The organism is Glutamicibacter sp. ZJUTW (assembly GCF_008370855.1).
Classification (GTDB): domain Bacteria; phylum Actinomycetota; class Actinomycetes; order Actinomycetales; family Micrococcaceae; genus Glutamicibacter; species Glutamicibacter nicotianae.
The window spans coordinates 836,042-856,615 of record NZ_CP043624.1 but is presented as its reverse complement, the minus strand read 5'-3'; the positions used below and the strand labels follow the sequence as shown (position 1 = coordinate 856,615).

Here is a 20,574-nt window from a genome sequence, read left to right as displayed (position 1 = left end):
GCAAGGCCAAGCCCTCAAGGCTTCCCGGTGATCTTGTCGGCCAGTACTGCCAGTGGAGACGAGCTGGCACGCCCCTTCAGCTCGCTTCGATCTGCCGCGCCATAGGCCGCATACAGGCCCTTGGTTGCCAGCCAGCGCAACGGTTCCGGCTCCCATTTGCGCACCTGGTGGTTGACCCACGGCAGGCTGGTCAATTCAGTGGTTTCCCCGAGGATCAAGTCGCGCAGGGTGCGTCCGGCAAGATTCGTCGTGCTGACCCCGGTGCCGACATAACCGCCGGCCCAGCCAATGCCGGTCGCCGGATCCAGTCCCACGGTAGCCGCCCAGTCGCGAGGCACGCCAAGCACCCCGGACCATGCATGGTCGATTCCTGCGCCACGGGTCTGCGGGAACATGCGGTGCAGGATTTCCTGCAATCCGTGGACGGTGCTGTGCGGCGTCATGCCGTCTGTATCGGTGCGCGAACCGTACTTGTACGGCACGCCCCGCCCGCCAATGGCGATGCGATCATCCGCGGTTCGCTGGGCATACATGTACACGTGGGCGTAGTCGCCCAGCACCTCGCCGTGATTCCATCCCAGCTCATCCCACACGGACGGCGCCAGCGGTTCGGTGGCGATCAGCGAAGAATTCATCGGCAGCCACAAGCGCTTGTGTCCGGGCAGCCCGGCGGTGAACCCTTCGGTGGCACGGATGATGCATTCGGCGTCCAGCGCGCCGCCGTCGAATTCGACGCGGTGCGGGCGCAACGCGGTGGCACGGGTGTTTTCATGGATCTTCACGCCGAGCCGCTCCACCGCGACGGCGAGACCGCGGACCAGTTTGGCCGGGTGGATCCGGGCGGCATGCGGATGCCACACCCCTGCCCGGGCGTTGGCCACGTTGACCTTGCGGCGCACCGCGTCGGCTTCCAGCAGCTCGGTGTCCGAGTGCTGCCATTGCGCAGCTGCCACAGCGTCGGCACGCAGCCGTCTCTCCTGGGCCGGGGTGTACGCGACTTCAAGTTCTCCGCCTTGCAGGATATCTGCGTCAATCCCTTCGGCGGCACACACCTCGATGACCTCGGCAACGGTACGGTTCATTGCCAGCTGGAAGTCGTTGACCGCCTGCCTTCCATGGGATTTCAGGTAGCGTTCGCGACCGGCGGTGATGGTATTGGTGAGCCATCCCCCGTTGCGTCCCGAGGCGCCATAACCCACGTGCCGGGCTTCGAGGATCGCAATGCTCAGCTCCGGGTTGGCCTTGGCCAGGTAGTAGGCGGTCCACAGGCCGGTGAATCCGGCACCTATGATGGCGATGTCTGCGCTGCCATGGCCGCGCAGCTGCTGGCGTGGCTCTGGCAATCCGATCTCTTCCCACCAGTGCGAGACGCGTCCGTTGAGCATGTTGTGTTCCGTCCCAGAGTCATAAATGAATAGTCTTCAATATTTGCTTTGGGATTCAGCCTAGGGCCATGCCGAAGCGGCAACAAGGGGACGGGAGCAAATGATGAAAGAAATCCCTGCCCGGCTCAACGCCAGACAGGGATCTATCGGAAGATTATTCTGCGAGGGTGATGTGCGCTCCGGGTGCTGGTGCTGTCACCGGGATGGTAGCCACACCCACCTCGTCGCCCAGCTGGGCCATGACCTCCTCGGCATGCTCGGCGTCCTTGACCAGCAGGGCCAAGGTCGGGCCTGAACCGGAAACCATGGCGCGCAGCGCGCCGGCGCCTTCTGCCATATCGCGCATGGTGCCCAGCTCCGGGGCCAAAGCCAGGGAAGCCTGGGTCAGGTCATTGGCCAGCACCCGGGCCAAGGCTGGCGCGTCCGAGGCCATCAGCGCCTCGATCACCGCAGGATCGATTTCCTGCGGAACTTCGATTTCCATGCCCGCGCGCAAGCGATCGAGCATGCCATAGACGCGCGGGGTCGACAGGCCATAGCTGGCCGGAATCAGCACCCAGTGGGTCTTGGCGCGGGTCAGCAACGGGGCCAGCTTGTCGCCGATGCCCAGTCCAATGGCGGCCCCGCCCATCAAGGCGAAAGGCACGTCGGCACCGAGCCGTGCACCCAGGCGGCCGAGTTCCTCGCGGTCCAGCCCGGTGCCCCACAATTCGTTGCAGGCCACCAAGGTGGCCGCGGCGTCGGCGGAGCCGCCGCCCATGCCGCCGGCGATGGGAACGCGCTTGGTGATGTGCAGGTCCGCGCCGAGGCTGCAACCGGTGTGCTCGCGCAGCAGCTGGGCCGCCCGGTGCACCAGGTTACCGGCGCCCAGTGGGAAATTCTCCGGTTCGGAAACTACCGGGGAATTCGGTTCCAGGCTCAGCTGCAGCTCACCGTCGGTGCGCAGCCTCGCTTCGATCTGCTCGGTCAAGGACACCGCGACGTAGAGGCTGGCCACCTCGTGGTAGCCGTCTTCGCGCGGAGGGCCGACCTTGAAGTAGCAGTTGATCTTGCCCGGTGCGGTTGCAATGACGCGCTGCTTGGACATGCCTAGGCCTCGCTCGCCGCAGCTTCAGCCGGAACATCGTGGGCTGCCCGGGCAATGTCGATGTATTGCTCGATGTCCAGTTTCTCGCCGCGTTCCTTCGGATCGATGCCGGCGGCCACCAGGATCTGTTCTGCGCGCGCACCGGATCCGGCCCAGCCTGACAGGGCCGCGCGCAAGGTCTTGCGGCGCTGGGCGAAAGCCGCATCGATGATGGCGAAGACTTCTTCGCGGTCCGGGGCATCGCTGCGGTCCTTGTCGCGGGTGAAGCCCACCAGGCCAGAATGGATCTTCGGAGCTGGCCAGAAAACATTCATGCCGATCACGCCGGCCTTGCGCATGGTTCCGTACCAGGCGCCCTTCACCGAAGGTACGCCGTAGATCTTGCTGCCTGGGGTGGCGGCCATCCGGTCGGCCACTTCGTCTTGCACCATGACCAGGCCGTTGCGGATGGACGGGAAGTGCTCCAGCAGGTGCAGCACCACCGGGACGGCGACGTTGTAGGGCAGGTTGGCGACCAGCGAGGTGGGTTCGCCGGGAAGTTCGGTGACCTTCATGGCGTCGGAAAGGATCACGGTCAGGTCGTCTTCGCGGCCCGGGCGGAATTCGGCCATGGTCTGCGGGAGGCGCTTGGCCAATGGCGGATCAATTTCCACGGCCACGACCTTGGCGGCGGCGTCCATGATGCCCAGGGTCAGGGAGCCCAGGCCCGGGCCTACTTCCAGCACCGTTTCCGAGGGGTCGACTTTGGCGGCGGCGACGATGCGGCGGATGGTGTTCCCATCAATCACAAAGTTCTGCCCCAGCGTCTTGGTAGGGCGAATTCCCAGCTCTTCGGCCAGACGACGGATTTCGGTGGCCCCAAGCAGCGGCAAAGATTCCTTAGACATCACAGATCCAATTCTAGTTCAGCTAGATTCATCCAAACATAACAACGCGACGCGTCCACCGTGATGGTGGACGCGTCGCGTTGCTGCTTGGCTTATGTCTTTAGCGCAGGCCCAGCTTGGCCGAGCATGCTGGCCAGTGGCCCCAGCCACCGGAACGGCGCAGTACCTCAGCCGCGGCGATCTGCTCCTGCGGGGTTGCCTGGTGCGGCAGCGGTGCGTACTGGGTGCCGCCGACTGCACGCCATGAGGAAGCGGAGAACTGCAGGCCGCCGTAGTAGCCGTTGCCGGTGTTGATCGACCAGTTGCCACCGGATTCGCATTTGGCCAGTGCTGCCCAGGTTGCGGAGATGCCGCCCGGGGTTGGCGTGTTCTTGGAGGAAGATGATTCCTTCTTCTCTTCCTTGGTGCCCACGCGGATTTCCTCGGCCACTGGCTTCTTGGTGACCTTGGACTTGAGGACTTCTTCCTCGCCCTTCTTGCCGTTGCGGGTTTCCTGGCGCAGGGTCAGCTGGCGCTCGCCCTTCTTGCCTTCGGTCTTGACCTCGGTGTCGCCCTTGTCCAGCGAGCTGTCCTTGATCTTCTTGGTCTCGAAGTCGATGTCGCGGGTTTCGTCCCAGGTCTTCACGGTGACGTCGATGACCTCGACGGTAATGCCGGCTTCCAGCTTGACGCTGTCCTTGACGTTCTTGTCGGTTTCGTCCTTGATCTTAACGTTGATCTCGTCGTTGCCGTCGACCTCGATCTTTTCCTCGGCAAGCAGTTCCTTGACGGTCGAAGCGGTCGTTGCGACCTTCTTCTTCTTATCCTTGACGACCAGGGTCATTTCCTTGGGCGTGATGACTTCCAGGTCATCGCTCAAGGCGGCCAACTGCATGTCCTCGTCCAGGGATACCTCGGAACCCTTTTCCAGGTCGAGCTGCTCGACAACGTCGGCAACGGTCATGCCGGTGGTGTGCACTACACGCTCGGTGCCATCCACGGTGACTTCAATCGACTTGTTGCGCTTGATGTCAACCAGCTGCTGGTCGACAAGTTCGGAATCCAGTGCTGCGGAGATCTCATCGCGCTCAGCCAAGGTGACATCCTGCTGTTCCAGCAGTGCGCCGACGGTGGCGGCACGGGTGGTGATTTCCTGGCGCTGTCCGTCAACCGACATGACAACCGACTTCTGTCCGGAAATGTAGAAAACAGCGCCGGCGATAACCACGGCTACGGCGAGCGCCTGCGCCAGGTATTTCACCCAGGTCTTCTTGAGCAAGTGAGTCACGGTAATGAGATCCCCATCGTTTGTAGGCCCGCTTCCGCCGATTCCGTCCAGAATCATCGGTGGGCCCGGCAGTGTTCGCTGCCTGTCCTTCAATCAAAATTGCGCCGTGTTTCCACCTGCTGCAAAGCGTTGAGGATCAGGCTGTCCCGAACACGCCTTGCCAAAAACAGGCAGAGGCGGTACCGGACATCTCATCCACCGTAACCGAATTGTTATATTTGTGGCAAGTGTCCTGTAACGAGACACACAACCGGCGGGTCTAGAATTCTCCGTACACTTCCCGGGTATTCGCATCGATCAGGGTGCAGAATTCTGCCAGCTCGATTCCCTTGTTTTCCGCCAAGAACCTAGTCGTGTAGGGAATCATGTAACTGGCGTTCGGGCGGCCACGGAAGGGGTGCGGGGTCAAAAACGGCGCATCGGTTTCCACGAGCAGCAATTGCGGATCCGCCAGCGACAAAGCCTCGCGGAGATCGTGGGAATTCTTGAACGTCACGGTTCCGGAGAACGACATGTACCAGCCGTTGTCGTTGCAGACCCGGGCCAGCCGGGCATCACCCGAGAAGCAATGGAAGACCACTTTCCCAGGCAATGGCGCATCCTTGAGCACCCGCACCACATCCTCGTGGGCATCACGGTCATGGATCTGCAGCGCCTTGCCCTGCTCCACCGCAATGCGCAGGTGCTCGCGGAAGGAATGCTCCTGGGCGCCCCGCCCGTCTTCGCCGGTGCGGAAGTAGTCCAACCCGGTTTCGCCAATGGCACGTACCCGCGAATCCGCGGCGAGCTCCTCGATCCGGGCAATTGCCGCTTCCAGCTCTCCGCGCTCGGCCAGGCGCGCGGCATCGTTGGGGTGGATGGCCACCGCGGCCAGGATATTCGGGTACTGGTTGGCGACCTCGACCGCGTACTCGGATGATTCCACGTCGCAGCCGACTTGGATCAGCCCCTTGACACCAACGGAGGCGGCCGCGGCCAGCGCATCGGCAGCCTCGACCTTCACGGTTCCATCCAGGAAATCCAGATGCGTATGGTTATCGACCACGGGCACCGGCAGCGGCTCGGGCGCTGGCGGGTAGTGCAGGTTGCGCTGGCTTCCGCCATTTTCGTTGCCCGTGGCGCGCGCCCGCTCCCCCTGGCCTGCTGCTGTAGCTTGCTCCGCGGGGCGGTAGGCCTCGGGAACCAAGGTGGGATCAGTGTGCTTCTTCTTGGACACGATAATCCTTTGCGCGTGGGTACTGGGATGGAATCTGTGGTTAATTGTGGCACCACTAGGCGCATTGGCAACAATCAGGCGCTCATTCCGCTGCAGTTAGGCTCTGTTACTGGATAAAAGAACCCCATATGATGTGATGCAAGACCCAATTGAATGCATCCCGGGACGGTGGATCTTGTCCCTGGTTCATTCTCCAGGAGGAACTGCGCATGAGTGCTAACCGAACAGTGCCGTCGCTCGATTCGGCATTCCAGTCCAATTGCCAGCGCATTTTCGACGCTGTCCAAAGCGTCATCACCGGAAAGCCCGAGGCTGTGACCAGCGCGTTGACGGTCCTGCTGGCACAGGGCCACCTGTTGCTGGAAGACGTTCCCGGTGTCGGCAAAACCATGCTGGCCAAGTCATTGGCCCGCAGTGTCAACGGTTCGGTGCACCGCATCCAGTTCACCCCGGATCTCTTGCCCAGCGATGTCACCGGCGTCTCGGTGTACTCCCCGCAGACCCACGAATTCACTTTCCATCCCGGGCCGGTCTTCGCCAATATCGTCATCGCCGATGAAATCAACCGCGCGAACGCCAAAACCCAGTCGGCACTGCTCGAATGCATGGAAGAGCAGCAAGTCACCGTCGATTCGATCACCCATCGGCTGGAGCAGCCATTCATGGTCGTGGCCACGCAGAACCCGGTGGAGTCCGAAGGCACTTTCGCTTTGCCCGAGGCGCAGCGCGACCGATTCATGGCACGGCTGTCACTGGGCTACCCGCAACGCGACGCCGAAATCACCATACTGACCGGCCGGCATGAATTCGACCCCCTGGAAGCGCTGCAGGCAGTGGTGCAGCTAGCGGATTTGAGGCACATGATCGAGCAGGTGAAAGCGGTAACGGTCACCGAACGGCTGGGTGCCTACGTGGTGGACCTGGGCCGGGCCACCCGCGAGCATCCGCAGATAGCGCTCGGCGCTTCGCCCCGCGCGCTGATCCAGTGGGTTCGCGCTGCCAAGGCCCACGCAGCGATCCATGGGCGCGACCATGTCTTGCCGGAAGACGTCCGCAGCGTCGCCGAGATGGTGCTGAACCACCGGTTGATCCTGACCCGGCGAGCGGTGGCGGACGGGTTGGGTGCCAGTGCGGTAATCCAGGAGCTGGTTGCCAGCACCCCGGTGAACTAGCGCCGCAACCATGGAGAAGATCCCCCGCTATGATTCGCGCGACGCGCTGTCCTGGACGCGCACCGAAAGCGCGGATACTGCATTGCGCCGCTGGCACCTTGACCTGTTCACGGTGCGCGGCTGGTGCACCGCCGGGGCAGGCGGGCTTCTGCTCTTCCTGGCCTATCTGCTAGGCCGGCACGAAATGATGGCCTTGGGCCTGGGCCTTCTGGCCTTGGCTTTGGCCAGCTGGGGTTTGGCCATGCGCCTGCGCGGACGCACCAATATCCACCGCGAGCTGCTCTCGGAGGTTCCCACAGTCGGCGAGGTCAGCAAGTTCCGCTTGTCCTGTGCTGAGCGGTCCACCATCCAAGAGCGATTGCCCGAAGATTTCGGTCCCGGCCCACGGCTCCAAGCTCCGGGATCCATAGAGTACGAATTGGTGTTCCGCACCCGCGGGATCCATCTCATGGGCCCAGCCCAGCAGATCGTCGTTGACCCGCTGGGGCTGATCCAGGGCATGGTGCGCACCGGTGAGTCATTGCAGGTTCCGGTGCGCGCGCAATTGCATGAGCTGGATCGTTTCGCCTCGCTCGGAGAGCGAACGCTCACCGGCGATGCGAAGTTCTCCCGGAGCACCACCGCCGATTACTACGATGTCGCGACCCGCGACTACCAGCAGGGCGACTCCATCCGCCAGGTGCATTGGAAGGCCAGCGCCCGCCACGCCAAGCTCATGGTCCGCCAGGAGAACCATGTGGCAACCGCCCAAGCCCTCCTGGTCTTGGATACCTCCTTCGAGCATTGGAACCACAGCGGATCGGATCTGCGGATCTCCCTGCCGCAGGCTCACGCTGAAGCGCTGACCAGCAGCCGCCGCTTTGAAAACGCGTTGTCCTTGGCCAGCAGCATCGGCCTGAGATACGCCACCAGCGGCTACCAGCTCGCCTTCCGCAACCTCGCCGGGACCTCCTTGGCCCAACGGGACCTGCATAGCATCTCCGAGCTTGGCGCACTGAACAGTTTCGAGGATTTCCATGCCGCGACCACGGAGCTGTCCTTGGACAACGGCAGCGTTGAAGCCAACGGTCCCGAGATCCTGGGCAGCACCCTGCACAAGGAGCTGCTGGGATTCCGCGAAGAACCGGTCATCATGATCCTCGGCGAACTCGATGCCCCGCAGGCAGCCTGGCTGGCGACGCTCTCACGCACCGTACGCCATGTTGAAATTTTCCTGCTGGTCAGCCACCCTGAACGCTATCTGGCGATCCAGCATGAGCTGGCACGCACCAGCTGGAAGGTGCATATCCTTCCCGGCAATATGGCAATAGACGAGATGTGGGGATGATGAGCGCTGGCCTTGCTGTGGCTCCCGGTCAATCCCTGGAGCCCGAAAATCACGTTCCGCGCCCCGGTCCTGCGGCCGCGATGCGGTTCTTGCTGCTGCGGGTGGCCGCTGCCTGCTGCCTTGCAGTCGCAGTCTTGGCCGGGACCGCCTCGCTGTCCGGGGTCATCGAAGGTTCCGGCTGGTTCCCGGCCATCGTCGCACCGGTCTTCGCCGTGCACCTGTGCGCCGGGCTGCTGCGCGCAGTCCGCGGCGTGCGCTGGGCCGCCCTCCCTGCCGCCGCTGGCATCGCCGTGGCATCCATCGCGCTCAGCCCTGCCAGCGAAATCAACATCTATGGGGTGCCGTTCGCCCAATGGGTCTGGTCTGCGCTGGCTGAAGCGGGCATGCAATTCGCTACGCAGGTTCCTCCGGTAGCCAATTCCCGTTATGTGGCGTTCAGCATCTTGTGCTTCACCCTGGCCATCAGCCTGCTCGTCGAGCTGCTGGCCAGCTTCCGGCGCACCGCCATGCTGATCATCATGCCCTTGTCCCTGGCACCTGTCATTGCCTCGCTGTTCAAGCAGGAAGGTGCGGGAGTCGGCTATCTCTCGCTGCTGGTGCTGGGAGTTCTCGGCTACATAGCGCTGATTCCCTATCTTTTCGCCCCTGCATCGTCCAAGCACTCTCAGCCGAAGCTTCCCACGCCCAGGTCGCTAGGCATTCTCGGCATCAGCGCGATGACCTGTGTCGGTGTGCTCTTGGCAGCCAGCTTCTGGATGCCTGGTTTCCGCAGCGGCATGTTCCCCGAGGGGCAACGGCCATCCGGCGACCTGCTGGCCAGCAATGTCGATCCGCTGATCAACCTCGGAAGAGACCTCCGCTCTAACAGCGGAGCTCCCATCCTGGACTATTACACCACCGCTGGAGAAGCGCCCTACCTGCGCACGCAAGTGATCAAGGATCTTTCCACGGACCGCTGGGAACCAACTGAGGGCCTGATGCAGCACACCCTTGATGGCACGTCAGCGGTGACACGGAATTTCAGCACGTTCAACAGCACCAGCGAAGTACTGCGCATGAGTTGGCCCGAAGGCATCAGCAGCCCCGTGCTCCCCCTGCCCAATCAGTCCTATTTCGTGCAGGGCATCGTCGGAGACTGGAACTGGACCCACGAAACTTCGGTGGCCAGGCTCACTGGCGACGCCATGGCAGCCACCAACGACATTTCAGTGGCCTACTCGGATCTGGACATCAGCACGCAAATGGTCCGCAATATCGGGCACTTCGGAATTGATGCCGGGGACCAGCTGGCCGGTGAATACCTGCGTCTTCCGCAAGATCCGGACAACACCCTGGAACCGCTGTTGCAGCAAACCCTCGACGAGGCCTTCGGCGACGAGGGGAAGCCGGCCAATGACATCGATGCCGCTGTGGCCTTGCAGCATTTCTTCCGTTCCGGGAATTTCGTGTATTCCGAACGCACTCCCCTGCGCGAAGGCTACGACGGGGCCAATCGCCGCGTCGTTGAAGCGTTCCTGACCCGGCGCCAGGGGTACTGCGTGCACTTCGCCTCGGCCATGGCCCTGCTGGCCCGTGAAGCCGGCATCCCATCGCGTATTGCCGTGGGGTACGCACCGGGCGAAGCCAACGGGGAAACCCTCGAAATCACCGGGGACACAGCCCAGAGCACGCCGGAACGCCGTCTGGCAGAAGGTACCGAGCTCACCGGCTACACCGTCAGCGGAAAGCAGTCCCACGCATGGCCAGAACTGTATCTGAACGGGCTGGGCTGGATTCCCTTCGAACCCACACCTGGGCGCGGCTATGCCCCGAGCTACGCGCCGGAACCAACCCGCACCACTGCCCCGCAAGAAAGCACAGCACCTCAAGTCCCCACCGAGCGCAGCAACCCTAGCCTGCCTGCCAGTGGCAGCCCTTCCGTCCAGGCGCAGCCCGCAGAGCCCGTGGAACAAGGCGCGCAGGCTGCGTGGCTGCTGCCGGCCATCGTGCTGCTGGCCGCCGTGGCGCTGGGGATCGCCCCGTGGCGCCGCCATCGCCTCCGCGAAGAACGGCTGGGACGCGTGCGCCAAGGCGGGGATGACGCCGCGCCAGCGCTGCTGGCCGAGCTGCAGGCCATCGGGGCCGATTACCGGGAACCAGCCGGCAACCACGAGTCAGCCGGCGACTACACCACCCGGCTGGGCGAAGACCACCCCCAGATCGCCAAGGAACTGCAGTCCTTGAAAACTGTCATCCAGGAAAGCTTCTACGCCAACCGGCATCTGGGCGCTGATGATGCCGCCACGTTGCTGGATACCTTGCATGCGGTCCAAGCCAATTTGCGTGGCGAGCTGACGGTGTTGCAGCGAATCTCGGCGTTCTTGTTCCCTGCTTCGGTGCACGCGCGTCATGGCCGCACGCGCAGCTCCCGTCGAATCCAGCTGTAGCACCCGGGTCTTAACGGCCAACGCCCAACCGGAACGTTCCGGTTGGGCGTTGGCAGGAGCTGGAGAATCTACTTCTTGGCTGCGTATGGATCGGCAATGCCGATGTACTGCACGGTGGTGTATTCCTCCAGGCCTTCGGCGCCGCCTTCGCGGCCCAGACCCGACTGCTTAACGCCGCCGAATGGAGCAGCGGCGTTGGAGATCACGCCAGCGTTGAATCCAACCAGGCCGAATTCGATCTGCTCGGAAACGCGGAACATGCGGTTCAGGTCCTGCGAGTAGATGTAGGAAGCCAGACCGTATTCGGTGGAGTTGGCCAGCTTGATTGCCTGGGCCTCGTCCTTGAAGGTGGTCACTGGTGCCACTGGGCCGAAGATTTCCTGGGACAGGATCTTGGCGTCGTTAGCGACATTGGCCAGCACGGTTGGCTGGTAGAAGTAGCCCGGACCCTCAACTGGGGCACCGCCGGTGACGGCGGTCGCGCCGGCGGCCACGGCGGCCTCGACCAGCGAGTGGACCTCGTCGCGGGCCTTTTCCTCGACCAGCGGGCCCACGGTGGTGTCGGCTTCGGTGCCGCGTCCTGGCTTCAGCGCCTTCATCGCCGCGGCGAACTTGGCGGTGAATTCCTCGGCAACATCCTCGTGAACCAGGAAGCGGTTGGCCGCGGTGCAGGCTTCGCCCATGTTGCGCATCTTGGCGGCCATGGCGCCCTCGACAGCGGCGTCCAAATCTGCATCTTCGAAGACGATGAATGGAGCGTTGCCGCCCAGTTCCATCGAGGTGCGCAGGACCTTGTCAGCCGCGTCCTTCATCAGCTGTTTGCCCACTGGGGTCGAGCCGGTGAAGGATACCTTGCGCAGGCGGTCATCGGCCATCAGCGGGCCGGAGATCTTCGAGGCCGAAGCGCCGGAAACCACGTTCAGCACGCCTGCTGGAAGTCCTGCTTCCATCATGGTGGCAGCGAACAGCTGGGAGGTCAGCGGGGTCAGCTTGGCTGGCTTGAGCACCATGGTGCAGCCTGCTGCTACTGCCGGTCCGACCTTGCGGGTAGCCATGGCCAGCGGGAAGTTCCATGGGGTGATCAGCAGGCAGGGGCCAACCGGCTTGTGCTGGACCAGCACCTTGTTCTTGCCCTCCGGGGTGGTGATGTAGCGGCCGTAGTGGCGTACGGTTTCCTCGGAGAACCAGCGCAGGAATTCGGCACCGTAGGTCACTTCGCCGTAGGCCTCGGCCAGCGGCTTGCCCATTTCCAGGCTCATCAGCAGCGCGAAGTCGTCCTTGCGCTCGGTGACCAGGTCGAAGGCGCGGCGCAGGATCTCTGCGCGTTCGCGTGGTGCGGTCAGTGCCCATTCGGCCTGGACAGCGTCAGCCGCATCCAGGGCTGCCATGGCATCTTCGCTCGTAGCGCTGGACAGGGTCAGCAGCTTCTCGCCGGTAGCCGGGTTAAGCACGTCGAAGGTGCCGCCGTCGGAGGCATCCCTCCATTCGCCATTGATCAACAGGCCGGTTGGTACCTTGGCGAGCAGCTCTGCTTCGCGCTGGGCAGTAATCGACATACGAGCATCTCCTGATAGAAAATAATGAAAACTGATCGTCTTTGATGTCTACGCTATTCCCGGCAGATGGCAGCTGTAAATCTCCGTCTGCACCATGGAAGCGAGCATTCATTGTGCATTTAGCCTATGCGGTCACGGCTATTTTTCCGCTTCGTGACGTGCTGCCAGGACCGCCTCGTAGAGCTCGCGTTTCTTCACGCCGGATTTTTCTGCCACTTTGGCCACGGCCTGCTTCATCCGCATGCCTTCGTCAACCAGTGCTGCAACCTTGGGCAGCAGGTCCTCGATCGAGGCGGCCTCGGCTTCCGGGGCGCCGTGGATGACCACGACAATTTCCCCGCGGACGCCGTCTTCCGCCCAGGCGCGCAGTCCCGCCAGCGAATCCCGGCGGACTTCCTCGAACTTCTTGGTCAGCTCGCGGGCTACGGCGGCCTGGCGATCCGGGCCGAACGCTTCGATGGCAGCGTCCAGGAAATCGTTGAGCCGGTGCGGAGCTTCGAAGAACACCATGGTGCGGTCCTCGGCAAGCAGCGAGTCCAAGCGCTTGCGGCGTTCGCCTGCCTTGCGCGGCAGGAAACCTTCGAAGGTGAAGCGGCCGGTGGGCAATCCGGACAGGGCCAGCGCGGTGAGCACCGCCGAAGGCCCAGGTACCGCGGTGACCCGGATGCCAGCGCTCATAGCGGCTGCCACCAATGGGTACCCGGGGTCCGAGACCGCCGGCATGCCGGCGTCGGAAACCACCAGCACGGTAGCGCCCTCGGCGGCCAGTTCAATCACCTCGGAGCGCTTGTGCGCCTCGTTGTGCTCATGCAGGCTCATCACCTTCGCGGTGATCTTGATGCCCAAGGCATTGGCGAGGTGATGGAAGTTTCTGGTGTCCTCCGCGGCGATGATATCGGCGCTGGCCATGATCTCCCGCAGACGCGGGGAAGCATCGGACAAGTTGCCAATCGGGGTGGCACCCAGGACGATTACGCCCTCATTATCTGAGTTCTGCACATTCTTAACCCTACGCGACGCAGGAAAAGCCCACTTTCTGGACTTTCCACCGGTAGCATGAACTGGTGATGGGCACCTCGGCTTTAGACACTCCGCACACCGGCCACGTACGCTCGGCGCGACAGGCCTTCACCTTCGAGAGCCTGAAACAGCGGCTCCTGCCTGTGGTGGCCCCTGGCGGCCCGCTGATGTGGATCGTTCCGCTCGTCGTAACAGCCATTGCCGGCCTGCTGCGCATGGTCAATCTCGCCCACCCGCACCTGCTGATCTTCGACGAAACCTACTACGTCAAGGATGCTTTCGCGATGCTGCAAAGCGGCTATGAGCGCGAATGGGCCGACGACAGCGACGAGCAGTTCATCGCAGGCAATCCGCAATTGGAAAATGAATCTTCCTTCGTCGTCCACCCGCCGCTGGGCAAGTGGATGATCGGCGTGGGAATGCTCCTGTTCGGCGACTTCAACGGCTTCGGCTGGCGTTTTTCCACGGCCCTGATCGGCACCCTTTCGGTTCTGCTCGTCACCCTGTGCGCCCGACTGCTCTTCGGTTCCCACCTCCTGGCCGGCATCGCCGGGTTGCTCATGGCCATCGACGGGCATTCAATTGTCATGTCGCGCACCGCATTGCTGGACATCTTCTTGATGTTCTTCGTGCTTGCAGCGTTCTATGCCTTGCTCAAGGACCGGATCCATGGCAGAACCGCGCTGGCGCGGAAGCTCTCGGTGCCCGAGGGCAATCGCCCCGATGATTTCCTGCTCATGCATGGCCCCATGCTCTGGTGGCGTCCTTGGCGGCTGATCGCCGCAATCATGCTCGGCGGTGCCGTTGGCATCAAGTGGTCGGCGCTGTCCTTCGTGGCAGTCTTCTGCCTGATGGCAGTGCTCTGGGATTTCGGCGCGCGGCGCACCGCAGGAATCCACAAGTGGCAATCGGCGGCATTCATCCGCGACGGCGTGTATTCCTTCTTCACCATGATGCCGCTGGTGCTGCTGACCTATTTGTCCACCTGGACCGGATGGCTGGTAACCCAGGGCGGACGCTACCGCCATTGGGCCGAGGAGAACCCCGGCGAAGGCATCAGCTGGCTGCCAGCTCCACTGCGTTCCTTGTGGCACTATCACCAGGCCGGCTACGAATTCCATACCGGGCTGAATTCCGAGCACGGCTGGCAGTCCTCGCCGTGGACGTGGCCGTTCGCTGGACGTCCCGTGCTGTTCTACTTCGAAGGCTACGACAAGGGCGTCAACGGCTGCGAGCTGGACCGCTGCACCGAGGTCATCACCGACCTGCCCAACCCGCTGATGTGGTGGGCCTGCACCATCAGCATGTTCCTGCTGATTCTCTGGTGGATCGGCGCCCGGGACTGGCGCGCCGGAGCGATCCTCTCCTCGGTGGCGGCCGGGTTCCTGCCGTGGCTGATGTACCCGGAACGCACCATGTTCTTCTTCTATACCCTGCCGCTGGTCCCGTTCATGGTGCTCGCATTGACGTATATGATTGGCAGGTTCATTCCACGCCATCCGAATTCCGGTGCCGTGTACCGGTCACGCGTCATCGCGGTCACCGCATTCATGGCGCTGCTCCTAGTCACATCGGCCTTTTTCTGGCCGATCTGGAGTGGGGAAATGATCGCGGATGACTACTGGCGCTTGCACGTGTGGCTCCCCAGCTGGGGCTAGGCCGCCCGTGGCTTGGCCACCTGTTTCCATGAAATAGGCCACTAAGACGACCATCGATTTCCAAAGGATAGTTCCTCAATGCAAGAAGTGACCGTCGAGCTGCTGACTGATCTGGCACCAGAGGTCAACACGACGAACCTGCTCCTTGATCGCGTAGCACGCGGCGCACAACGCCCGCTGTTCAGCGTGCAGCGAGACGGCACCTGGCATGATCTCAGCGCCGGTGATTTCCTCATCGATGTCAAGCGCCTGGCAATGGTGCTGATCAATGATGGATTGCAGCCCGGCGACAAGGTCGCCATTATTTCCCGCACCCGCTACGAGTGGGCCTTGGCCGAGGAAGCCGTGTGGTTCGCCGGCGGCGTGTCGGTGCCAATCTACGAAACCTCCAGCGCTTTCCAGGTCGAATGGATCCTGCGCGACTCCGGTGCGCGCGTGGTGTTCGCCGAAAACCATGAGCTGCGCGCTACCGTCCGCCAGGCGGCGGCTCAGCTCGGCGAACCGGTACGCACCCATATCTTCGAGGGCTCCGACGCGGACGATACGACGCTCATCCCCTCCGCCGGTCTGCACCAGCTGATGGTTCCGGCCGATCAGATCGACGAGCAGCTGATCGAGTCACGCCGCGCATCCATGGCCCTCAAGGATGTGGCCACGATGGTCTACACCTCGGGCACTACCGGACGCCCCAAGGGTTGCAATATGACCCATTCGAACTTCGCCATGGTGGCGCACAACCTGGCCGGAAACATGCTCGAAGTGCTCGGTGAAGAACGCCGGACGCTGATGTTCCTTCCGCTGGCCCACGTATTGGCTCGTGCCGTCCAGCAAACCTGCATCCACGGCGGATCGGTGATTGCGCACTCCAGCTCGATGGCCAACCTGGTCGAGGACATGTCCGCGGTCAAGCCCGGCTTCCTGCTGGCCGTGCCGCGCGTCTTCGAGAAGATCCGCACCAGCGCCCTGGCCACAGCTGAACGCGGCGGCAAGGCTGACCTCTTCCTCAAAGCCGAGCAGGCGGCCATCGAGGTCTCCAAGATCCGTGATGCGCGGTCGCGTGGCCTCAAGGCGCGCATGCCGTTGGGCTTGCGTGCCCGCCATGCCATCTTCAGCAAGGTGCTCTACCCGAAGCTGCAGGCAGTTTTCGGCGGCCAGTGCGGTTACGCGATCTCCGGAGCCAGTGCGCTGAATCCGGATCTGGCGCACTTCTTCCGCGGCGCCGGCATCCAGCTGCTGGAGGGCTACGGCCTGACCGAAACCACCGCACCGGCCACGGTGAATCAGGCATCGCGAAACCGCGTGGGCACCGTGGGCCGTCCGATTCCCGGCACCTCCATCAAGATCGCGGATGACGGTGAAATCCTGGTCAAGGGGATCGGAGTTTTCGCCAGCTACCACAACAACCCTGTAGCCACGGCCGAGGTTTTCGACGAAGACGGCTATTTCAAGACCGGCGATACCGGTGTCCTGGATGATGGCGGATTCCTGCAGGTGACGGGCCGCAAGAAGGAACTGATCGTCACCGCCGGGGGCAAGAATGTCTCGCCAGGCCCGCTGGAAGAGATGGTCCGCGCCGGACGCATCGTGGCCCAGTGCGTGCTGGCCGGCGAACAGCGCCCATTTATCACGGCCATGATGACGCTCGATCCCGAAGAGTTGGCAGTGTGGGCCAAGGCCAAGGGCCTTGGGGCAATGACCTTGGCTGAGGCGGCGGTTGATCCTGCGGTGATCGCCGAGGTCCAAGGCTACGTGGATACCGCCAACTTGACCGTTTCCAAGGCCGAGTCCATTCGCAAGTTCGTGGTGCTGGAAGAGGAATTCACCGAAGCTTCGGGGCACCTGACGAACTCGCTGAAGCTCAAGCGCCAGAGTGTTCTCGAGGAATTCGAAGACCGGGTGGAAGCCCTCTACCGCAAATGATTCTCGCTGGAAATAGCCAAGGGGAGCAGTTCATGGTGAACTGCTCCCCTGCTGTTTATGGCCTGTGCCGGCTAGTTGCCAATGCCGAAGGCGCGGGCCTCCTGGCGCAGCCGGGCTGCCTCGCGACGGCGCCCGGTAGGCCAGCAGCTGATGATCACGGCGATGATGGTGGCCAGCACCAGCACGGCAATGGCGATCGCGCTATCGAGCCAGAACTGCTCCGGGTACAGGCGGATCAGCGTATCGCTGACGTTGAAGGTCCAGGTGCCGTCTGAGAAGAACAACGCGTGGAACTGGGTGAAGAAGTTATCCCATCCCATGATCGCAAAGACTGCCAAGGCTGCAATGCCGACCAAGGCCAAGATGGCTCCGGAGAACAACGCACGGCGTACGCCGCCTGCATAGCGCTTGGCCAGATACCAGATCCCGATAATCAAGATGACCGCGAGCACCGCTCCGAGGATGTAGGCGAACCCGATGAGGTTCTTCACGTCCACCATGTGCTGGACCTCCCCCTCGGTGAACATGCTTGAACCGGTGGAAAGCTTCAGCCCGGACAGGTATTCCGGTCCGGCGAAGTTGTTCAGGTAGTCCACCCCGTAGCTGCCGTAGGTCAGGCGCTCGGCATCGGTGAAGCCGAAGGAATCGCTAGGGAATCCAGGGCGGCTGTAGGACAGGGCAAGGAACGCCGGTGTAGCGACCAAGCGGATCGCGGCAATCAGGGTCAGCAACGGGAAGACCAGCGCCACAATCACCTGCGCCGTGCGCCCGAGGGCAGGCTTCGAGTTCAGCGCCCGTTCACGTGCAACCCTGCGCTTCATCGCCGCTTCGGAGGGTTCTGGCTCTGGGGCGTAGCTGCCGAAGACGCGATTGCGCGCTTGGGCGACGGCTGCCTTGGTTGTCGGCAGGGATCCGGTCTTCGGAGCGGCGGACACCGGCGGCACGCTTTGCGCAGTGGAGCTCTTCTCGTCGGCTTGCGGCTCTGCGGTCTTTCCGGCTGTTGCCTTGGCTTCGCTCTGCGCACGCTTCTCGGCTTCGATTTCGTGCGGCAGCTTGATGGCGCGGATGACATCTTCCACCGGCTCTTTGGCTGCCGGCTTGGCGGCGGCCGGCTTGGCCGCAGCCGGCTTGGCGGCGGCCGGCTTGGCGGCGGCTGGCTTCGCCGCGGCCGGCTTGGCCGCAGCTGGCTTGGCTACGGCTGGCTTGGCTGCAGGTGCCTTGGCTGCGGCTGGCTTGGCTGACGGGGCCTTGGCTGCGGCTGGCTTTACCGGGGCAGGCCGCGCCTTGTCCGCTGGTGCTGGAGCAGGGTTCTTGGCATCGGCTTCGGTCTTGCCTGACATCGCGCGGCGGATAGCCTCCTTGCGAGCCTTTTCCCGTTGGGCAACGGCGTCGGCTTGGGCCTGGTTCTTGTGCTGTTCCAGGCGCGCAGTGAGCTCTTCAGCTTTTTGGCTCAGGCTGGCCTGTGGGCTTGGCACGTTGCCAGTGGCAGCCGGTGCCGGCTGGCCCGTAGATCCTTGCCCTCCAGTGGGGTTCTTCGCCGCCTCAGCCATGAGGAGTCCTCCTGCAATTCGCGCGATGGTGTGCTGTTTTAGGGTCGCATCATGGGCCGAACACGGCCCATGCGCCTTTAGCATATCCAGCACGCCCAGCCATCCGGCGGATTACCACACCAAAAACGGGTTTCAGCTAGGACACAAAGCGGTGGGGCAAATGCCGCCAACGAACGGAGGCAGCTTCAAGAATTCGTGGGAAAGAGGTCTAGGATTCTTCGTCGGCCGCCGGAAGAACAGCCAAGCGGACCCGGGAGTCGAAGCGCTGGGCACTGGTTTCGCGGGTACGGACCGAATCAATGGGCGAATTCGATGCGTGGCGTGGTTGGCGAACCTTCGGTTCCCGATCACGGACGGCATTCACCAAGGCGTTCAGTTCGTCCTCCGGTTCCAGCACGTCCGGGATGGCTCCACGGATCAGGTTCCAGCCGCTGGGAACAGTCAGGCGGTTGGCATGCTGGGCACACAGGTCATAGCAATGCGGTTCGGGGTATGTCGCCAAAGGTCCAAGAACGGCAGTTGAATCTGCGTATACGTAGGTGAGAGTAGCGCGGGCCGCTTCACGGCAGGCAGGGCGAGAACAAAGACGAAGACCTTCCACGCTTCCCATTCTACTTCGCCGGCCAGCACATCTTTGGGATCTTCGCCCAATTGCGGGCTTATGGGCATCGGCACAGCGCCCGACGCGCTAGGCTGAATCAATGAGCTCCGAGTTGCCTGATCGTCCCAGCGGTCCGCGGCGCGGCCGTCACGGACGCGGGCGGCGTGGTCCGCTGATGCCCATGCATCTTCCCGCCTACCGTTCGCGCCCGGAAAGATTCGATGATGCGGTGATGGCCAGCGCGCAACGGCTGTCGCAACGCTGGCCCGGAGAAATCGAGAAGATAGATTTCCTGATCGATCCGGTGCCCAGCGGAAAGTTGCTGGATCAGGCTGCCGCGCTGGGCGAGCGGGTGCCGCTGGCATCCTCCAAGCCGGCTGCGCCCGGCCGGCCAGCGCGCATCGTCATTTACCGGTTGCCCATCGAGCAGATTGCGGAGAACGCCGGCGAACTCCTGGACCTGGTCCACCAGTGCGTGGTGCATGAGGTCGCCCAGCTCTGGATGAAGCCGATCTCGGAAGTCGATCCCATGTATTTCCCTGAGGATCCTGACTTCTAAGCGGACATTTCCCTAGCCGTTTTGGGGCTGGATGCCACGTGCCGTTGCATGGGAGGCCAAGCCAACGCGCACGGCGCCGATCCAGACCAGCGCAGAACCTACCAAGTGGGCCACCACCAGCAGCTCTGGCAAGCTGGTCACGGCCTGGACCACCCCGATCAGCCCCTGCCCGGCCAATACCCAGATGAACAGCTTGGCCTTGTGCGCCACAACCGGAACTTGCTGCTGTATTGCCTGATGCCACAGCACCAGGGCAACAACCAGCGCGCCGACAGCTGCGGCGGCATGCACGATGGTGATCTGCAGCCAGTCGAAGCCCATCCGCGGGACCTCGGCCGAGTCCCCTGCATGCGGGCCTGATCCGGTCACCCCGGTGCCGATGATGACCAGCAGTGCGCTGATCGCCACCAGCCAGGTTCCCATCGACTTGAGCGAATCGGTGCTGGTCGCCTCGCTGGCAAAGCCCAGATTCTGGACCTTGTCCCAAGTTGCCGCCGCGGCGGTGAGCAGCAAGGTTGCGGCCAGGAAATGCGCGGCCACGACATAGGGGTTCAGTTTCACCCAAACGGTGATTCCGCCGATGACCGCATTGAGCACGACAAGCCAGAATTGGAACCATGCCCATCGGGTGATGCCCGGAACCGGCTCGCGTTGCAGCCGGGCGGCAATGATGACCCAGCCGACGGCCGCGCACAGCACAAAGGTGAGCAGCCGATTCACGAACTCGATGGTCGCGTGAATTCCCATTTCAGCGCTTGGGGCGATGGAACCACCGGTGCAGGTTGGCCAGTCCGGGCAACCCAGCCCGGAACCGGTGACGCGCACGACACCGCCGCCGACGATAATCAGGATTGCCGCGATCATCGCCGAGAGCGAGGCCGCCTTGAGCGAGCGCCGCTCCAGCTTGATCCGCTGCGCCAGCCACGCGAAGGGAGTCGTCAAA

16 protein-coding genes are annotated in these 20,574 nt (G+C 63.1%); 6 read left to right on the top strand and 10 right to left on the bottom strand.

What is annotated here, in order from left to right; all coding sequences use genetic code 11:
* Positions 1–14: 14 nt before the first annotated feature.
* The 5 genes from F0M17_RS04055 to F0M17_RS04035 form a co-directional block, all read right to left on the bottom strand.
* Entirely contained in the window at positions 15–1,385 is a 1,371-nt protein-coding gene (locus F0M17_RS04055) for an FAD-binding oxidoreductase (protein WP_149596474.1), read from the bottom strand.
* A gap of 154 nt (positions 1,386–1,539) precedes the next feature.
* The gene (locus tag F0M17_RS04050; RefSeq protein WP_038989866.1) at positions 1,540–2,472 is read right to left on the bottom strand and encodes a 4-(cytidine 5'-diphospho)-2-C-methyl-D-erythritol kinase; all 933 of its coding nucleotides are present in this window, start codon (positions 2,470–2,472) and stop codon (positions 1,540–1,542) included.
* 2 nt (positions 2,473–2,474) lie between these two features.
* Entirely contained in the window at positions 2,475–3,359 is an 885-nt protein-coding gene (gene rsmA / locus F0M17_RS04045) for a 16S rRNA (adenine(1518)-N(6)/adenine(1519)-N(6))-dimethyltransferase RsmA (RefSeq protein ID WP_149596473.1), read from the bottom strand.
* A gap of 100 nt (positions 3,360–3,459) precedes the next feature.
* Positions 3,460–4,626 carry a resuscitation-promoting factor gene (locus F0M17_RS17795; RefSeq protein ID WP_038990154.1) on the bottom strand — a complete coding sequence of 389 codons (1,167 nt, stop codon included), beginning with the start codon at positions 4,624–4,626 and terminating at the stop codon, positions 3,460–3,462.
* 259 nt (positions 4,627–4,885) lie between these two features.
* Entirely contained in the window at positions 4,886–5,842 is a 957-nt protein-coding gene (locus F0M17_RS04035; protein WP_066139731.1) for a TatD family hydrolase, read from the bottom strand.
* Between the two features lie 209 nt (positions 5,843–6,051).
* Between F0M17_RS04035 and F0M17_RS04030 the strand changes: the two genes are divergently transcribed.
* Genes F0M17_RS04030 through F0M17_RS04020 form a run of 3 tightly spaced genes read left to right on the top strand, consistent with a single transcriptional unit; the run spans position 6,052 to position 10,767 of the window.
* Entirely contained in the window at positions 6,052–7,014 is a 963-nt protein-coding gene (locus tag F0M17_RS04030; RefSeq protein ID WP_141359159.1) for a MoxR family ATPase, read from the top strand.
* 10 nt (positions 7,015–7,024) lie between these two features.
* Positions 7,025–8,341 (top strand): DUF58 domain-containing protein, encoded by a 1,317-nt coding sequence (locus F0M17_RS04025; RefSeq protein ID WP_149596472.1) that lies wholly within the window; start codon positions 7,025–7,027, stop codon positions 8,339–8,341.
* Positions 8,338–10,767: a transglutaminase domain-containing protein gene (locus tag F0M17_RS04020; RefSeq protein WP_149596471.1), complete on the top strand. Its 2,430-nt coding sequence runs from the start codon at positions 8,338–8,340 to the stop codon at positions 10,765–10,767. The genes F0M17_RS04025 and F0M17_RS04020 overlap by 4 nt, the downstream gene beginning before the upstream one ends.
* A 68-nt stretch (positions 10,768–10,835) precedes the next feature.
* Here the strand turns inward: F0M17_RS04020 and F0M17_RS04015 are convergent, their stop codons facing one another.
* Positions 10,836–12,323 carry an NAD-dependent succinate-semialdehyde dehydrogenase gene (locus F0M17_RS04015; RefSeq protein ID WP_149596470.1) on the bottom strand — a complete coding sequence of 496 codons (1,488 nt, stop codon included), beginning with the start codon at positions 12,321–12,323 and terminating at the stop codon, positions 10,836–10,838.
* Between the two features lie 138 nt (positions 12,324–12,461).
* Positions 12,462–13,322, bottom strand: coding sequence for a 16S rRNA (cytidine(1402)-2'-O)-methyltransferase (gene rsmI, locus F0M17_RS04010; protein ID WP_073706630.1), 861 nt, complete (start codon positions 13,320–13,322; stop codon positions 12,462–12,464).
* A 68-nt stretch (positions 13,323–13,390) separates the two neighbouring features.
* Here rsmI and F0M17_RS04005 point away from each other — a divergent pair, with 68 nt between their 5' ends.
* Complete coding sequence (locus tag F0M17_RS04005) at positions 13,391–15,001, top strand: dolichyl-phosphate-mannose--protein mannosyltransferase (protein ID WP_073706629.1); 1,611 nt, start codon at positions 13,391–13,393, stop codon at positions 14,999–15,001.
* 78 nt (positions 15,002–15,079) lie between these two features.
* Positions 15,080–16,921, top strand: a complete 1,842-nt coding sequence (locus F0M17_RS04000) for a long-chain fatty acid--CoA ligase (RefSeq protein WP_149596469.1) — start codon at positions 15,080–15,082, stop codon at positions 16,919–16,921.
* A 71-nt stretch (positions 16,922–16,992) separates the two neighbouring features.
* On the opposite strand, the gene F0M17_RS03995 is transcribed toward F0M17_RS04000, so the two are convergent.
* Together F0M17_RS03995 and F0M17_RS03990 are read right to left on the bottom strand one after the other, a co-directional pair.
* Positions 16,993–18,471 (bottom strand): TIGR01906 family membrane protein, encoded by a 1,479-nt coding sequence (locus tag F0M17_RS03995; protein ID WP_149596468.1) that lies wholly within the window; start codon positions 18,469–18,471, stop codon positions 16,993–16,995.
* Between the two features lie 208 nt (positions 18,472–18,679).
* Positions 18,680–19,081, bottom strand: a complete 402-nt coding sequence (locus F0M17_RS03990) for a DUF3499 domain-containing protein (RefSeq protein ID WP_073706627.1) — start codon at positions 19,079–19,081, stop codon at positions 18,680–18,682.
* A gap of 91 nt (positions 19,082–19,172) precedes the next feature.
* On the opposite strand from F0M17_RS03990, the gene F0M17_RS03985 reads away from it, so the two are divergent.
* Positions 19,173–19,631, top strand: coding sequence for a metallopeptidase family protein (locus tag F0M17_RS03985; protein WP_121866334.1), 459 nt, complete (start codon positions 19,173–19,175; stop codon positions 19,629–19,631).
* Between the two features lie 12 nt (positions 19,632–19,643).
* Here the strand turns inward: F0M17_RS03985 and F0M17_RS03980 are convergent, their stop codons facing one another.
* On the bottom strand, positions 19,644–20,573 hold the full coding sequence (locus F0M17_RS03980) for a heme A synthase (protein ID WP_149596467.1): 930 nt from the start codon (positions 20,571–20,573) through the stop codon (positions 19,644–19,646).
* Position 20,574: the final 1 nt, after the last annotated feature.

What these genes read in the sequence shown, in the direction of transcription:
- F0M17_RS04055 (WP_149596474.1), bottom strand. Translation starts at nt 1,385, where the DNA reads ATGCTCAACGGACGCGTCTCGCACTGGTGGGAAGAGATCGGATTGCCA.
- F0M17_RS04050 (WP_038989866.1), bottom strand. Translation starts at nt 2,472, where the DNA reads ATGTCCAAGCAGCGCGTCATTGCAACCGCACCGGGCAAGATCAACTGC.
- rsmA (WP_149596473.1), bottom strand. Translation starts at nt 3,359, where the DNA reads ATGTCTAAGGAATCTTTGCCGCTGCTTGGGGCCACCGAAATCCGTCGT.
- F0M17_RS04030 (WP_141359159.1), top strand. Translation starts at nt 6,052, where the DNA reads ATGAGTGCTAACCGAACAGTGCCGTCGCTCGATTCGGCATTCCAGTCC.
- F0M17_RS04025 (WP_149596472.1), top strand. Translation starts at nt 7,025, where the DNA reads ATGGAGAAGATCCCCCGCTATGATTCGCGCGACGCGCTGTCCTGGACG.
- F0M17_RS04020 (WP_149596471.1), top strand. Translation starts at nt 8,338, where the DNA reads ATGATGAGCGCTGGCCTTGCTGTGGCTCCCGGTCAATCCCTGGAGCCC.
- F0M17_RS04015 (WP_149596470.1), bottom strand. Translation starts at nt 12,323, where the DNA reads ATGTCGATTACTGCCCAGCGCGAAGCAGAGCTGCTCGCCAAGGTACCA.
- F0M17_RS04005 (WP_073706629.1), top strand. Translation starts at nt 13,391, where the DNA reads ATGGGCACCTCGGCTTTAGACACTCCGCACACCGGCCACGTACGCTCG.
- F0M17_RS04000 (WP_149596469.1), top strand. Translation starts at nt 15,080, where the DNA reads ATGCAAGAAGTGACCGTCGAGCTGCTGACTGATCTGGCACCAGAGGTC.
- F0M17_RS03995 (WP_149596468.1), bottom strand. Translation starts at nt 18,471, where the DNA reads ATGGCTGAGGCGGCGAAGAACCCCACTGGAGGGCAAGGATCTACGGGC.
- F0M17_RS03990 (WP_073706627.1), bottom strand. Translation starts at nt 19,081, where the DNA reads ATGGGAAGCGTGGAAGGTCTTCGTCTTTGTTCTCGCCCTGCCTGCCGT.
- F0M17_RS03985 (WP_121866334.1), top strand. Translation starts at nt 19,173, where the DNA reads ATGAGCTCCGAGTTGCCTGATCGTCCCAGCGGTCCGCGGCGCGGCCGT.